Consider the following 15,759-nt stretch of genomic DNA (forward strand, 5'->3'; position numbering starts at 1 on the left):
CTGTCTTGAAGGGCGGTCTGGATCAGACAATCCTTCAGGGCATGTTCGAGGTTCGGGAGCCGGGCGGTGGGACGCACGGCACGAATGGAACCTTTACCCCCTGCATTCGTAGGCCCGTGTCCTGGGTGCCCCGACCAGGACCGCGCGAAGACGAAAGGTGACAAGACCCCATGGCGCAATCCTATGTCGGCCAGAAGCGCATCCGGCGCTATTACGGCAATATCCGCGAAGTGCTGGAGATGCCGAACCTGATCGAGGTTCAGAAATCCTCCTACGACCTGTTCCTGAATTCGGGCGAGGGCGACGGGCATCACGACGGCGAAGGCATCCAGGGCGTCTTCCAGTCGGTCTTCCCGATCAAGGATTTCAACGAGACCGCGACGCTGGAATTCGTGAAATACGAGCTTGAGCGCCCGAAATACGACGTGGACGAATGCCAGCAGCGCGACATGACCTATGCCGCGCCGCTGAAGGTGACGCTGCGCCTGATCGTGTTCGATGTCGACGAAAACACCGGCGCCAAGTCCGTCAAGGACATCAAGGAACAGGACGTGTTCATGGGCGACATGCCCCTGATGACCACGAACGGGACGTTCATCGTGAACGGCACCGAACGCGTCGTCGTGTCCCAGATGCACCGTTCGCCCGGCGTGTTCTTCGACCATGACCGGGGCAAGACCCATTCCTCGGGTAAGCTTCTGTTCGCCTGCCGGATCATTCCCTATCGCGGGTCGTGGCTGGATTTCGAATTCGACGCCAAGGATCTGGTCTTCGCGCGCATCGACCGCCGCCGCAAACTGCCGGTGACGACGCTGCTTTATGCTTTGGGAATGGACCAGGAAGGCATCATGGATGCCTTCTATGAAACCGTGGACTATACCCTGCGCCGCGAGGGCCGGTCGCAGGGCTGGGTCACGCGCTTCTTCCCAGAACGCGTTCGCGGCACCCGTCCGTCCTATGACCTGGTGAACGCCGAAACCGGCGAGATCATCGCCAAGGCGGGTGACAAGGTGACCCCGCGCCTGGTCAAGAAATTGCAGGAATCGGGCGAGGCCCTGAACCTGCTGGTCCCGTTCGAGCGGATCATCGGCCGCTTCGTGGCCAAGGATATCGTGAACGACACCACCGGCTTCATCTATGCCGAGGCGGGCGACGAGATCACGGCGGAATACGACCGCGACGGCGAACTGAACGGCGGTCTGCTCAAGGTTCTGCTGGACAACGACATCACCGAGATCCCGGTGCTGGACATCGATCATGTGAACGTCGGCCCCTATATCCGCAACACCATGGCGGCCGACAAGAACATGGGCCGCGAAGGCGCGCTGATGGATATCTATCGCGTCATGCGTCCGGGCGAGCCGCCCACCGTCGAGGCCGCGCAGAACCTGTTCAACAGCCTGTTCTTCGACAGCGAACGCTATGACCTGTCCGCCGTCGGCCGGGTGAAGATGAACATGCGCCTGGATCTGGATGCGCCCGACACCCAGCGGACCCTGCGCCCCGAGGATATCGTGGCCTGCGTTCGCGGGCTGGTCGAACTGCGCGACGGCAAGGGCGAAATCGACGACATCGACCACCTGGGCAACCGCCGGGTGCGCTCGGTCGGCGAGCTGATGGAGAACCAGTACCGCGTCGGCCTGCTGCGCATGGAACGCGCGATCCGCGAACGCATGTCGGGCGTGGAAATCGACACGGTGATGCCGCAGGACCTGATCAACGCCAAGCCGGCGGCGGCGGCGGTGCGCGAATTCTTCGGCTCCAGCCAGTTGTCGCAGTTCATGGACCAGACCAACCCGCTGTCCGAGGTGACGCACAAGCGTCGCCTGTCGGCGCTTGGGCCGGGCGGTCTGACGCGCGAACGCGCCGGATTCGAGGTGCGCGACGTTCACCCGACCCATTACGGCCGGATGTGCCCGATCGAGACGCCGGAAGGCCAGAACATCGGCCTGATCAACTCGCTGGCGACATTCGCCCGCGTGAACAAGTACGGCTTCATCGAAACGCCCTATCGCAAGGTGGTGGACGGGCAGGTCACGGACGACGTGGTCTACATGTCCGCGACCGAGGAAATGCGTCACACCGTGGCCCAGGCCAACGCGACGCTGGATGCGAACGGCCGGTTTGTAGACGAGCTGATCTCGACCCGTCAGGCGGGCGACTTCACGTTGAACCCGGTCGATGCCATCGACCTGATCGACGTGTCGCCCAAGCAGCTGGTCTCGGTCGCCGCGGCGCTGATCCCGTTCCTGGAAAACGACGACGCCAACCGCGCGCTGATGGGATCCAACATGCAGCGTCAGGCGGTCCCGTTGCTGCGGGCCGAGGCGCCGTTTGTCGGCACCGGCATGGAAGCCACCGTTGCCCGCGATTCCGGGGCCGCCATCATGGCGCGCCGGGGCGGCGTCATCGACCAGGTCGATGCGCAGCGGATCGTGGTGCGCGCCACCGAGGGGCTTGAATCGGGCGATGCGGGCGTGGACATCTATCGCCTGCGCAAGTTCAAGCGGTCCAACCAGTCCTCGACCATCAACCAGCGTCCGCTGGTCAAGGTGGGCGACAAGGTCGTGGGCGGCCAGGTCATCGCGGACGGTCCCTCGACCGACCAGGGGGAACTGGCCATCGGCCGGAACGTGGTCGTGGCCTTCATGCCCTGGAACGGCTACAACTATGAGGACTCGATCCTGATTTCCGAGCGGATCCACCGCGACGACGTGTTCACCTCGATCCATATCGACGAATACGAGGTGGCGGCCCGCGACACCAAGCTGGGGCCCGAGGAGATCACCCGCGACATCCCGAACGTGGGCGAGGAAGCCCTGCGCAACCTGGATGAAGCCGGTATCGTCTATATCGGCGCCGAGGTCGGGCCGGGCGACATCCTGGTGGGCAAGATCACCCCCAAGGGCGAAAGCCCGATGACGCCGGAAGAAAAGCTGCTGCGCGCCATCTTCGGTGAAAAGGCGTCCGACGTGCGCGACACGTCCCTGCGTCTGCCGCCGGGGGCCTATGGCACCATCGTGGAAGTCCGCGTCTTCAACCGCCATGGTGTGGACAAGGACGAACGCGCGTTGCAGATCGAGCGCGAGGAAGTCGAGCGTCTGGCCCGCGACCGCGACGACGAACAGGCGATCCTGGACCGCAACATCTATGCGCGCCTGAAATCGTTGATCCTGGGCAAGATCGCCGTGAAGGGTCCGAAAGGGATCAAGGCCAATTCCGAGATCACCGAGGATCTGCTGGGCACGCTGTCGCGCGGCCAGTGGTGGCAGCTTGCCGTCAGCGAGGAAGACACCGCCAAGGAAGTCGAGGCGCTGAACCATCAGTATGACGCCCAGAAGAAGGCCCTCGAGGCCCGCTTCGAGGACAAGGTAGAGAAGGTCCGGCAGGGCGACGACCTGCCGCCGGGCGTGATGAAGATGGTCAAGGTCTTCGTCGCCGTGAAGCGCAAGCTTCAGGCGGGCGACAAGATGGCCGGCCGTCACGGCAACAAGGGCGTCGTGTCGAAGGTGGTCCCGATCGAGGACATGCCCTTCCTGGCCGACGGCACCCCGGTCGACCTGGTTCTGAACCCGCTGGGCGTGCCGTCGCGCATGAACGTCGGTCAGATCCTGGAAACCCACATGGGTTGGGCATCGCGCGGTCTTGGCGTCAAGATCGACGAGGCGCTGGAGGAGTATCGCCGCAACGGCGACATGGCTCCGGTCCGCGAGGCGATGCGCATCGGCTATGGCGACGAGATGTATGCCGAGACCTTCGACGGCATGGATGACGACACGCTGGTCGAACACGCCAACACCGTGCGCACCGGCGTTCCCATCGCCACGCCCGTCTTCGACGGCGCGAAAGAGGCGGATGTGAACGACGCGCTGCGCCGGGCGGGGTTCGACACCTCGGGTCAGTCCGTGGTCTTCGACGGCCGCACGGGCGAGCAGTTCTCGCGCAAGGTGACGGTGGGGATGAAGTATGTCCTGAAGCTGCACCACCTTGTCGATGACAAGATGCACGCGCGTTCGACCGGCCCCTACAGCCTGGTCACCCAGCAGCCGCTGGGCGGGAAGGCGCAGTTCGGCGGTCAGCGCCTGGGTGAGATGGAGGTCTGGGCGCTGGAAGCCTATGGCGCCGCCTATACCTTGCAGGAGATGCTGACGGTCAAGTCGGACGACGTGGCGGGCCGCACCAAGGTCTATGAGTCCATCGTCAAGGGCGACGACAACTTCGAGGCCGGCGTGCCGGAATCCTTCAACGTGCTGGTCAAGGAGGTCCGGGGTCTGGGCCTCAACATGGAACTCCTGGATGCGGAGGAGGAGGAATGAGGGCCTTGGCCCTCATCGCCTTCCCCGTGCCCTTCATTTAGGAAAAAAGATGAACCAGGAACTTGCCACCAATCCCCTGAACCCGCTGGCCCCGCCGCGGCAGTTCGACGAAATCAAGATCTCGCTGGCCTCGCCCGAGGAAATCCTCGCCTGGTCCTATGGCGAGGTGAAGAAGCCCGAAACTATCAACTATCGCACGTTCAAGCCGGAACGGGACGGTCTGTTCTGCGCGCGCATCTTCGGTCCGATCAAGGACTATGAATGCCTGTGCGGCAAGTACAAGCGCATGAAGTATCGCGGCCTGGTCTGCGAGAAATGCGGCGTGGAAGTGACCCTGCAAAAGGTCCGCCGCGAACGCATGGGCCATATCGAACTGGCCGCGCCGGTGGCTCATATCTGGTTCCTGAAATCGCTGCCCTCGCGCATCGGCCTGATGCTGGACATGACGCTGCGGGATCTGGAACGGATCCTGTATTTCGAGAACTATGTGGTGATCGAACCGGGCCTGACCGACCTGACCTATGGCCAGTTGCTGACCGAAGAAGAATTCCTGGACGCCCAGGACAACTTCGGCGCCGACGCCTTCACCGCCGATATCGGCGCCGAGGCGATCCGGGCGATGCTGGCCAATATCGACCTGGCCGCAACCGCCGATCAGTTGCGCGAGGATCTGAAGGAAGCCACCGGCGAACTGAAGCCGAAGAAGATCATCAAGCGGCTGAAGATCGTCGAATCCTTCCTGGAATCGGGCAACCGTCCCGAATGGATGGTGCTGACGGTGATCCCGGTCATTCCGCCGGAACTGCGTCCGCTGGTTCCGCTGGATGGCGGCCGTTTCGCCACGTCCGATTTGAACGACCTGTATCGCCGCGTCATCAACCGCAACAACCGCCTGAAGCGGCTGATCGAGCTGCGCGCGCCAGACATCATCGTGCGCAACGAAAAGCGCATGTTGCAGGAATCGGTCGATGCGCTGTTCGACAATGGCCGTCGCGGCCGCGTCATCACCGGCAACAACCGCCGCCCGCTGAAATCGCTGTCCGACATGCTGAAGGGCAAGCAGGGCCGCTTCCGCCAGAACCTTCTGGGGAAACGGGTCGACTTCTCGGGCCGTTCGGTGATCGTGACCGGGCCGGAGCTGAAGCTGCACCAGTGCGGGCTGCCCAAGAAGATGGCGCTCGAACTGTTCAAGCCGTTCATCTATTCGCGGCTTGAGGCGAAGGGGCTGTCCAGCACCGTCAAGCAGGCCAAGAAGCTGGTCGAAAAGGAACGCCCCGAGGTCTGGGACATCCTGGACGAGGTGATCCGCGAGCATCCGGTCCTGCTGAACCGTGCGCCGACGCTGCACCGGCTGGGCATTCAGGCATTCGAGCCGATCCTGATCGAGGGCAAGGCGATCCAGCTTCACCCGCTGGTCTGTTCGGCCTTCAACGCCGACTTCGACGGTGACCAGATGGCCGTGCATGTCCCGCTGTCGCTGGAAGCGCAGCTGGAAGCGCGCGTGTTGATGATGTCCACGAACAACGTGCTGTCGCCCGCCAACGGCGCGCCGATCATCGTGCCGTCCCAGGACATGGTTCTGGGCCTGTATTATGTTTCGATGCAGCGCGACGGCATGAAGGGCGAGGGCATGGCCTTCGCCAACGTGAACGAGGTCGAGCACGCCCTTGCCGCAGGCGAGGTGCATCTGCACGCCAAGATCACCGCGCGCATCAAGCAGATCGACGAGAACGGCAACGAGGTCGTCAAGCGCTACGAAACCACGCCGGGCCGCGTCCGGCTGGGCGCGCTGCTGCCGATGAACGCCAAGGCCCCGTTCGAACTGGTCAACCGCCTGCTGCGCAAGAAGGACGTGCAGCACGTCATCGACACCGTCTATCGCTACTGCGGGCAGAAGGAGTCGGTGATCTTCTGCGACCAGATCATGGGCCTGGGCTTCCGCGAGGCCTTCCGCGCCGGCATCAGCTTCGGCAAGGACGACATGGTGGTGCCCGACAACAAGTGGACCATCGTCGAGGAAGTCCAGGAGCAGGTGAAGGAGTTCGAGCAGCAGTATCTCGACGGCCTGATCACCCAGGGCGAGAAGTACAACAAGGTCGTGGACGCCTGGTCGAAGTGCAACGACCGCGTGACCGAGGCCATGATGTCCACGATCTCGGCCACCAAGAAGGACGCCAATGGCGCCGAGATGGAGCCGAACAGCGTCTATATGATGGCCCATTCCGGGGCGCGCGGCTCGACCAACCAGATGAAGCAGCTGGGCGGGATGCGCGGCCTGATGGCCAAGCCCTCGGGCGAGATCATCGAGACGCCGATCATCTCGAACTTCAAGGAAGGCCTGACGGTTCTGGAATACTTCAACTCGACCCACGGTGCCCGGAAGGGTCTGTCGGATACGGCGTTGAAGACCGCGAACTCGGGCTATCTGACGCGGCGTCTGGTTGACGTGGCGCAGGACTGCATCATCCGCGAACACGACTGCGGGACCGAGCAGGCGATCACGGCCTCTGCCGCCGTGAACGACGGCGAGGTGATCAGCCCGCTGTCCGAACGCGTGCTGGGCCGCACTGCCGCCGAGGATGTGCTGGTTCCGGGCGAGGACGAGATCATCGTCCGCGCGAACGAGGTGATCGACGAGCGCAAGGCCGACGCCATCGAACAGGCGGGCGTGCAGACCGTCCGCATCCGTTCGGCCCTGACCTGCGAATCCGAGGACGGGGTCTGCGCGCTGTGCTATGGCCGCGACCTGGCGCGCGGCACGCTGGTCAACATCGGCGAGGCGGTGGGCATCATCGCCGCGCAGTCGATCGGCGAACCGGGCACGCAGCTGACGATGCGGACCTTCCACATCGGCGGCATCGCCCAGGGCGGCCAGCAGTCGTTCCAGGCCGCTTCGCATGAAGGCACGGTGCAGTTCCGCAACGAGAACATTCTGACCAACGCCAATGGCGAGCAGGTCGTGATGGCGCGCAACATGCAGTTGGTCATCGTCGACGACCAGGGGCAGGAACGCGCCAGCCACAAGCTGTTCTATGGTTCCAAGCTGTTCGTGAAGGAAGGCGAACGGGTCATTCGCGGCGCCAAGCTGTTCGAATGGGATCCCTATACCCTGCCGATCATCGCCGAAAAGGCGGGGATCACCAAGTTCGTCGATCTGCTGTCGGGGATCTCGGTCCGCGACGAAACGGACGATGCGACCGGCATGACGCAGAAGATCGTGACCGATTGGCGTTCCGCGCCGAAAGGCAACGACCTGAAGCCCGAGATCATCATCATGGATGAGAACGGCGAGCCGGTCCGCAACGAACAGGGCAACCCGATCAGCTATCCGATGTCGGTGGACGCGGTCCTGTCGGTCGAGGACCAGCAGGAAATCCGCGCGGGCGACGTGGTGGCGCGTATTCCGCGGGAAGGCGCCCGGACCAAGGACATCACCGGGGGTCTGCCCCGCGTGGCGGAACTGTTCGAGGCCCGTCGTCCCAAGGATCACGCGATCATCGCCGAGATCGACGGCTATGTGCGCTTTGGCAAGGACTACAAGAACAAGCGCCGCATCACCATCGAGCCGTCGGAAGACGGTGCCGCGCCCGTCGAATACATGGTGCCGAAAGGCAAGCACATCCCGGTGCAGGAAGGCGACTTCGTGCAGAAGGGTGACTATATCATGGACGGCAACCCGGCCCCGCACGACATCCTGCGGATCATGGGGATCGAGGCGCTTGCGGATTACCTGATCGACGAGGTGCAGGACGTTTACCGGCTGCAAGGTGTGAAGATCAACGACAAGCACATCGAGGTGATCGTTCGCCAGATGCTGCAAAAGATCGAGATCACCGACAGCGGCGACACCACCCTGCTGAAGGGCGAGCATGTCGAGCGCGACGAGTTCGAGGAAGAAAACGCCAAGATCGAAGCCAAGGGCGGCCGTCCGGCCCAGGGGGAACCCGTGCTGCTGGGCATCACCAAGGCCAGCCTGCAGACCCGCAGCTTCATCTCGGCCGCGTCCTTCCAGGAAACGACCCGCGTGCTGACCGAGGCCGCCGTCCAGGGCAAGCGCGACAAGCTGCTTGGCCTGAAGGAGAACGTCATCGTCGGCCGTCTGATCCCGGCAGGCACGGGCGGCGCCACCGCCCGCGTCCGCCGCATCGCGACCGAACGCGACGCCGAGGTGATCGAGGCGCGCCGCGCCGAGGCCGAGGCCGCGGCGGCTCTGATCGCCCCGGCGATGGAGACCACGGCGTCGGACAGGGTCGCCGACCTGCCCGAAGACCGCGACGAGTGATCGTTCCGGCGTGACATGCAAAGGCCCGGCAGCAATGCCGGGCCTTTTGCGATCTTCGCGGCGTTGCCGGACTGCCTGACTTCAGGCCGCGCCGTAGAGCATCGCCAAGGCGGGCATCCAGGCGGTGAGGATGCCGCCCGCCAGGGTGGCGGCGGCCGCAGTCCTCTCCAACCGCCAGCGGAGCGCCAGCAGAAGAAAATACAGAAACCAGAGCCCGGCCCAGAAGGCCCAGCACAGGCCCAGCCACAGCGTCATCCCATCCGTGGCATGGCGCAGCGTGACCGCCGCTTCGGGCAGGACCGAGATCGCCACGAAAAGGCTGAACCAGCCCAGCCCGCGCCCATCGAAGCCCGACAGCCGGTTCATCCCCACCCACAGATAGGTCAGGCTGAACAGCAATGTCAGGGCTGCGCCCTTGACGGTTTGCGGCGAGTCGGCCCCCGCCATGGACAGGACCGCGACGGTTCCGGTGATGAACGCGGCCGCAAGATTGATGACCACGATCTCTTTGTCGGCGATGCGGTTCATCATCCCCAAGCCGTTGAGCGTCAGGACCGCGCCGACGAAAAGAAGCGAAAGGGGAAGCAGCATCTGGGGTTCCTGACAACTTGTCCCCCCGCCAGCCGACAGGGGACCGCAAGGTCTGCTTACGGCAGGACGCAGGGACGGTTTACGGAAAATTCCGCCAAGCAGAATATCGTGGCAGTAAAGAATGCCGCGCGGCGGGGTCGCTTGCGTAAGCCGCAGAAATTTCTTGCCCGATGCAGTGGCAATGCCTAACGGGAAAGCTGTGTTCCCCCTGGTGAATCCGGCCATGCGTACGCCCATCCTGTCCCCGATCCGGCGCGTCCGGCCTGCTTCGGTTCGTCCGCTGGCGCACAAGCCGGGGGACAACCTGCACGGCGCGGCGCTGATGACGCTGTGCATGGTCGCCTTCGGCCTGAACGACACGGTGATGAAATTCGTCGTGCAGGACATGCCGCTGTATCAGGCGATCACCCTGCGCGGACTGTTCGCCATGGCCTTCATCGCGGCCCTGGCGCCCCGGATGGGCGGGCTTTCGCTGCGCATCCCCGCGCGGGCGCGCCGGCCGATGCTCTGGCGGCTGGTCGGAGAGATCGCCTCGACCATCCTGTTCCTGAACGCCTTGCAGAACATGGCGATGGGCGACGTGTCGGCGATCATGCAGGCGCTGCCCCTGGCGGTGATGGTCTCGGCGTCGCTGTTCTTCGGCGAGACGCTGGGTTGGCGGCGGATCGGCGCGGTGATCGTCGGCTTCCTGGGCGTGCTGCTGATCCTGCGGCCGGGCGGCAACGTGTTCGGCCTGTGGGCGGTCGTCGCGCTTGCGGCCATGGCGATGATCGTGCTGCGCGACATGGCGACGCGCGGCTTCGGGCAAGAGATCAGCTCGGCCACCATCGCCTTTTATGCGGCGACGGGCGTGACCGCGACGGGCTTGGCCGTCAGCCTGGCGCAGGGATGGGTGATGCCCAGCGGTGCGCAGATGCTGCTGCTGGCCCTTGGCAGCGTGTTTCTGACGGTGGGCTATGTCAGCGCGGTGGCGTCGATGCGGGTGGGGGAGATCTCGTATGTCGCGCCGTTCCGCTATACCTCGCTGCTGGTGGCGATCGCGATGGGGCTGATCGTGTTCGGCGAATGGCCCGACCTGTGGACCTGGGCCGGGTCGGCCCTGGTGGTGGCAGCGGGGATCTATACCATCCTGCGCGAGGCGCGGCTGGGCAGGGTCCGTTGATGCGGGTGCAGATGCTGGGCCTGTGCCGGTTTTCCTATGTCGGGCTGCGGGGCTATCAGCGCGACCATGCCAGTGTCAGCGAACGCAGGACGTTTCTGTACGATCCTGCCCGGCTGGCGCGACGGTGGCTGTGGTTCACGACCCTGGCGCTGCCTGGCTGGCTGGCCCAGACGGATCCCGATTTCACCCTGGTCATCATGACCGGCCCGGATCTGCCGGAACCCTATCTGACGCGCCTGCGCGGCCTGGCCGCGCGGCACCCGCAACTGCGCCTGGCCCTGATCCCCCCGATGGACCGCCACCTCGAGGCCTGCCACGCGGCCGTCGCCCCCCATGTCGATCCCTCGGCCGATGTCGTGGGCCATTTCCGCCATGACGACGACGACGCCGTGGCGCTTGACTATGTCGCGCGCGCCCGCGCCGATTTCGCGACGGTCGAGGGGCTGTGGCGGGCCGAAGGCCGGCTGTCTCTGGATCATGCGCGCGGGCTGATGATGCGGGCGAACGGGCCGGGCGCACAGTTCATCCCCCGGATCGCGCATAACATGGGTGTGGCGCTGACGATCTTCCTGCGCCCCGACCAGCCCAAGACCGCGCTGCATTTCAATCACACCCGGCTGCCCCTGTGGATGCCGGGGGTGGCGGTCACGCGTCCGCTGATGTTCATTCGCGGGATCCATGCCGACAGCGATTCCGGCGACATGGGTCCGGGCCTGCCTTGGGACATCGCGCCGGATGCGCTGGACCGGCAACTGGCCCTGCGCTTTGGCCTGGATCGCACGGCGCTGAACGGCCTCGGGCGGCGGCTGGAGGCGGGGGTCGGCGCCGGGCCGTCATGTTGACAGCCCAGGCGATTCCCCCTATACGCCCCACACCCGCCGGGGAACCGGCCGGGGGCCAGAACCTTTCGTGGTCACGATCCGGGCCGTAACTGCCTCGATCCTCTGGAATTTTCCCGTCCAGCTCGGTTATCGGGGCAGGATGGGTTTGGCATTTCGCGATTCGCGCGACGTGCCGTCGAGAAGCGGCGCAACCAGCCGGTTGCGAGTATTGACAGAGCAAGACGGGGAACCGAATGCCGACGATCCAACAGCTGATCCGCAAACCGCGGCAGCCCAAGGTGCAGCGCTCGAAGTCGCAGCACCTGCAGGGCTGCCCGCAGAAACGCGGCGTCTGCACGCGCGTCTATACCACGACGCCGAAGAAACCGAACTCCGCCATGCGGAAGGTCGCCAAGGTGCGGCTGACCAACGGCTTCGAGGTCATTTCCTATATTCCGGGCGAAAAGCACAACCTCCAGGAACACAGCGTCGTGCTGATCCGTGGCGGCCGCGTGAAAGACCTTCCGGGTGTCCGTTACCACATCCTGCGCGGTGTGCTGGATACCCAGGGCGTCAAGGATCGTCGCCAGCGTCGTTCGAAATACGGCGCCAAGCGTCCGAAATAAGGAGAGGCATCCATGTCCCGTCGTCACGCCGCTGAAAAGCGCGAAGTCCTGCCCGACGCCAAATTTGGCGATCGCGTGCTGACCAAATTCATGAACAACCTGATGGTTGACGGCAAGAAATCGGTTGCCGAGCGCATCGTCTATTCGGCCCTGGACCGCGTCCAGTCCCGCCTGAAGCGCGAACCGATCGAAGTCTTCCACGAAGCCCTGGACAACGTGAAACCCTCGGTCGAGGTGCGTTCGCGCCGCGTCGGCGGTGCCACCTACCAGGTTCCGGTCGAGGTTCGTCCGACCCGCCGCGAGGCCCTGGCGATCCGCTGGCTGATCGATGCGTCCAAGAAGCGCAACGAAAACACGATGGAAGAACGCCTTGCGGGCGAACTGGCCGATGCCGTGAACGGCCGCGGCACGGCCGTCAAGAAACGCGAAGACACGCACAAGATGGCCGACGCCAACAAGGCGTTCAGCCACTACCGCTGGTAAGGCGAAAGGATCCAGACCATGGCACGCGAATATCCGCTGCAGCGTTACCGTAACTTCGGCATCATGGCCCACATCGACGCCGGCAAGACGACAACGACCGAGCGTATCCTTTTCTACACGGGTAAGAACCACAAGATGGGCGAAACCCACGAGGGTGCGTCCACCATGGACTGGATGGAGCAAGAGCAGGAGCGCGGCATCACGATCACGTCTGCCGCGACCACCACGTTCTGGCAGCGCCAGGAAGACCCGACCACCGAGGGCACCTCGGAGACCAAATACCGCTTCAACATCATCGACACGCCGGGCCACGTCGACTTCACCATCGAGGTCGAGCGTTCGCTGGCCGTGCTGGACGGCGCGATCTGCCTGCTGGACGGCAACGCCGGCGTCGAGCCGCAGACCGAGACGGTGTGGCGCCAGGCCGACCGCTACAAGGTTCCGCGGATCGTGTTCGTCAACAAGATGGACAAGATCGGCGCCGACTTCTTCAACTGCGTCCGCATGATCAAGGACCGCACCGGCGGCACTCCGTGCCCGATCGCGCTGCCGATCGGCGCCGAGGACACGCTGGAAGGCATCATCGACCTGATCAAGATGGAAGAATGGGTCTGGAAGGGCGAGGATCTGGGCGCCAACTGGATCCGCCAGCCGATCCGCGACGACCTGAAGGGCGTTGCCGAGGAATGGCGCGCCAACATGATCGAACTGGCCGTCGAACAGGACGACGACGCCATGGAAGCCTATCTGGAGGGCAACGAGCCCGACGAGGCGACCCTGCGCAAGCTGATCCGCAAGGGCACGCTGTCGCTGTCCTTCTTCCCGGTCATGGCCGGTTCGGCGTTCAAGAACAAGGGCGTGCAGCCGCTGCTGAACGCGGTGATCGACTTCCTGCCGTCGCCGATCGACGTTCCGGCACTGATGGGCTTCGCCCCCGACGACGAGACCGAGACCCGCAATATCGAGCGTTCGGCCGATGACGCGCAGCCCTTCTCGGCGCTGGCCTTCAAGATCATGAACGACCCCTTCGTCGGCTCGCTGACCTTCACGCGTCTCTATTCCGGTCAGCTCAAGAAGGGCGACCAGATGCTGAATTCGACCAAGGGCAAGCGCGAGCGTGTCGGTCGGATGATGATGATGCACGCCATCAACCGCGAAGAGATCGAGGAAGCCTTTGCAGGCGACATCATCGCGCTGGCGGGCCTGAAGGACACCACCACGGGCGACACGCTGTGCGATCCCGCCAAGCCGGTGGTTCTGGAAACCATGACCTTCCCGGAACCCGTGATCGAGATCGCCGTGGAGCCCAAGTCCAAGGCCGACCAAGAGAAGATGGGCCTCGCCCTTCAGCGCCTGTCCGCCGAGGATCCGTCCTTCCGCGTCGAGACCGATCTGGAATCGGGCCAGACCATCATGAAGGGCATGGGCGAACTTCACCTCGACATCCTGGTGGACCGCATGAAGCGCGAGTTCAAGGTCGAGGCGAATATCGGCGCCCCGCAGGTGGCTTACCGCGAAACCATCAGCCAGCCGGCCGAGATCGACTATACGCACAAGAAACAGACCGGCGGGACCGGCCAGTTCGCGCGCGTCAAGTTGCAGATCACCCCAACCGAGCCGGGCGAGGGCTATTCGTTCGAATCCAAGATCGTCGGTGGCGCGGTGCCCAAGGAATATATTCCGGGCGTCGAAAAGGGCATCAAGTCGGTCATGGACTCGGGTCCGCTGGCGGGCTTCCCGGTGATCGACTTCAAGGTTGCGCTGCTGGACGGTGCCTTCCATGACGTCGACTCCTCGGTCCTGGCCTTCGAGATCGCCTCGCGCGCCGCCATGCGCGAAGGCCTGAAGAAGGCCGGCGCCAAGCTGCTGGAACCGATCATGAAGGTCGAGGTGGTGACGCCCGAGGAATACACGGGTTCGATCATCGGCGACCTGACCAGCCGTCGCGGCATGGTCCGCGGCCAGGATTCGCGCGGCAACGCCAACGTCATCGACGCCTTCGTGCCGCTGGCCAACATGTTCGGCTATATCAACAACCTGCGCTCGATGTCCTCGGGCCGCGCGGTGTTCACGATGCAGTTCGACCATTACGAAGCTGTGCCGCAGAACATCTCGGACGAGATCCAGAAGAAATACGCCTGACAGGCGGGGCGGGGCCTCGGTCCCGCCCATCCCCCATGAATCGGTGAATTGAGGAGCCCTGCACGATGGCAAAGGCAAAGTTTGAACGGACGAAACCGCACGTCAACATTGGCACGATTGGTCACGTTGACCACGGCAAGACGACGCTGACGGCTGCGATCACGAAGTATTTCGGCGAATTCCGCGCCTATGACCAGATCGACGGCGCGCCCGAGGAGCGGGCTCGGGGGATCACGATCTCGACCGCGCATGTGGAATACGAATCGGAAAACCGCCACTACGCCCACGTGGACTGCCCCGGCCACGCGGACTACGTGAAGAACATGATCACCGGCGCGGCGCAGATGGACGGCGCGATCCTGGTGGTGAACGCCGCCGACGGCCCGATGCCGCAAACGCGCGAGCACATCCTGCTGGGCCGCCAGGTGGGCATCCCCTACATGGTCGTCTACCTCAACAAGGTCGACCAGGTGGATGACGAGGAGCTGCTGGAGCTGGTCGAGATGGAGGTGCGCGAGCTTCTGTCCTCCTACGACTATCCGGGCGACGACATTCCGATCATCAAGGGCTCGGCGCTGGCCGCTCTGGAAGGCCGCGACCAGGCGATCGGCGAGGATTCGATCCGCGCGCTGATCGCGGCGGTCGACAAATACATCCCGACGCCCGAGCGCGCCGTGGACCAGCCCTTCCTGATGCCGATCGAGGACGTGTTCTCGATCTCGGGGCGCGGCACGGTGGTGACCGGCCGGATCGAGCGCGGCGCGGTGAACGTGGGCGACGAGCTTGAGATCGTGGGCATCCGCGACACCAAGAAGACCACCTGCACCGGCGTCGAGATGTTCCGCAAGCTGCTGGATCGCGGCGAGGCCGGCGACAACGTGGGCGTCCTGCTGCGCGGCATCGACCGCGACGGGGTCGAGCGCGGCCAGGTGCTGTGCAAGCCGAAATCGGTGAACCCGCACACGACCTTCGAGGCCGAGGCCTATATCCTGACCAAGGAGGAGGGCGGCCGCCACACGCCGTTCTTCGCGAACTACCGCCCGCAGTTCTACTTCCGCACGACGGACGTGACCGGGACGGTGAAGCTGCCCGAGGGCACCGAGATGGTGATGCCGGGCGACAACCTGAAGTTCGAGGTCGAGCTGATCGCGCCGATCGCGATGGAGGAAAAGCTGCGCTTCGCGATCCGCGAAGGCGGCCGCACCGTCGGCGCCGGCGTGGTCTCGAAGATCATCAAGTGATCTGACCCAAACACCACACCCAAAAGGGCCGTCTCCCACAAGGAGGCGGCCTTGTTTATTGGAAGGCGCCGATTCCGGCGATCCGGCCTTGACGC

At 64.3% G+C, this 15,759-nt stretch carries 9 protein-coding genes; 8 read left to right on the forward strand and 1 reads right to left on the reverse strand.

All coding sequences use genetic code 11. The features are described 5' to 3' along the window. Positions 1-170 precede the first annotated feature (170 nt). Together rpoB and rpoC are read left to right on the forward strand one after the other, a co-directional pair. Positions 171-4,316 carry a DNA-directed RNA polymerase subunit beta gene (rpoB, locus tag PARHAE_RS18265; RefSeq protein WP_126155989.1) on the forward strand — a complete coding sequence of 1,382 codons (4,146 nt, stop codon included), beginning with the start codon at positions 171-173 and terminating at the stop codon, positions 4,314-4,316. A 49-nt stretch (positions 4,317-4,365) separates the two neighbouring features. Beyond that, a complete protein-coding gene (gene rpoC / locus PARHAE_RS18270; protein WP_126155990.1) occupies positions 4,366-8,598 on the forward strand; it encodes a DNA-directed RNA polymerase subunit beta' in 4,233 nt (1,410 codons plus the stop codon). 81 nt (positions 8,599-8,679) lie between these two features. Here the strand turns inward: rpoC and PARHAE_RS18275 are convergent, their stop codons facing one another. After that, on the reverse strand, positions 8,680-9,189 hold the full coding sequence (locus tag PARHAE_RS18275; RefSeq protein ID WP_126155991.1) for an AmiS/UreI family transporter: 510 nt from the start codon (positions 9,187-9,189) through the stop codon (positions 8,680-8,682). A gap of 223 nt (positions 9,190-9,412) precedes the next feature. Between PARHAE_RS18275 and PARHAE_RS18280 the strand changes: the two genes are divergently transcribed. From PARHAE_RS18280 to tuf, 6 genes are all read left to right on the forward strand, one after another. Further along, the gene (locus tag PARHAE_RS18280) at positions 9,413-10,351 is read left to right on the forward strand and encodes a DMT family transporter (RefSeq protein ID WP_126155992.1); all 939 of its coding nucleotides are present in this window, start codon (positions 9,413-9,415) and stop codon (positions 10,349-10,351) included. Next, a complete protein-coding gene (locus PARHAE_RS18285) occupies positions 10,351-11,193 on the forward strand; it encodes a glycosyltransferase (RefSeq protein WP_241232880.1) in 843 nt (280 codons plus the stop codon). Before PARHAE_RS18280 ends, PARHAE_RS18285 begins: the two co-directional genes overlap by 1 nt. Positions 11,194-11,426: 233 nt before the next feature. Continuing rightward, entirely contained in the window at positions 11,427-11,798 is a 372-nt protein-coding gene (gene rpsL, locus PARHAE_RS18290) for a 30S ribosomal protein S12 (RefSeq protein ID WP_022705687.1), read from the forward strand. A gap of 12 nt (positions 11,799-11,810) precedes the next feature. Next, positions 11,811-12,281, forward strand: coding sequence for a 30S ribosomal protein S7 (gene rpsG, locus PARHAE_RS18295; RefSeq protein WP_103174464.1), 471 nt, complete (start codon positions 11,811-11,813; stop codon positions 12,279-12,281). Positions 12,282-12,299: 18 nt separating this feature from the next. Beyond that, positions 12,300-14,423: an elongation factor G gene (gene fusA, locus PARHAE_RS18300; protein WP_126155993.1), complete on the forward strand. Its 2,124-nt coding sequence runs from the start codon at positions 12,300-12,302 to the stop codon at positions 14,421-14,423. 65 nt (positions 14,424-14,488) lie between these two features. Then, the gene (tuf, locus tag PARHAE_RS18305) at positions 14,489-15,664 is read left to right on the forward strand and encodes an elongation factor Tu (RefSeq protein ID WP_126155972.1); all 1,176 of its coding nucleotides are present in this window, start codon (positions 14,489-14,491) and stop codon (positions 15,662-15,664) included. The last annotated feature ends 95 nt before the right edge of the window (positions 15,665-15,759 follow it).

Origin of the sequence: Paracoccus haematequi, from assembly GCF_900631945.1 — a bacterium.
Lineage (GTDB): Bacteria > Pseudomonadota > Alphaproteobacteria > Rhodobacterales > Rhodobacteraceae > Paracoccus > Paracoccus haematequi_A.

Excerpts from the sequence above, each read along its gene's own strand:
- rpoB (WP_126155989.1), top strand. The coding sequence starts at position 171 with ATGGCGCAATCCTATGTCGGCCAGAAGCGCATCCGGCGCTATTACGGC.
- rpoC (WP_126155990.1), top strand. The coding sequence starts at position 4,366 with ATGAACCAGGAACTTGCCACCAATCCCCTGAACCCGCTGGCCCCGCCG.
- PARHAE_RS18275 (WP_126155991.1), bottom strand. The coding sequence starts at position 9,189 with ATGCTGCTTCCCCTTTCGCTTCTTTTCGTCGGCGCGGTCCTGACGCTC.
- PARHAE_RS18280 (WP_126155992.1), top strand. The coding sequence starts at position 9,413 with ATGCGTACGCCCATCCTGTCCCCGATCCGGCGCGTCCGGCCTGCTTCG.
- PARHAE_RS18285 (WP_241232880.1), top strand. The coding sequence starts at position 10,351 with ATGCGGGTGCAGATGCTGGGCCTGTGCCGGTTTTCCTATGTCGGGCTG.
- rpsL (WP_022705687.1), top strand. The coding sequence starts at position 11,427 with ATGCCGACGATCCAACAGCTGATCCGCAAACCGCGGCAGCCCAAGGTG.
- rpsG (WP_103174464.1), top strand. The coding sequence starts at position 11,811 with ATGTCCCGTCGTCACGCCGCTGAAAAGCGCGAAGTCCTGCCCGACGCC.
- fusA (WP_126155993.1), top strand. The coding sequence starts at position 12,300 with ATGGCACGCGAATATCCGCTGCAGCGTTACCGTAACTTCGGCATCATG.
- tuf (WP_126155972.1), top strand. The coding sequence starts at position 14,489 with ATGGCAAAGGCAAAGTTTGAACGGACGAAACCGCACGTCAACATTGGC.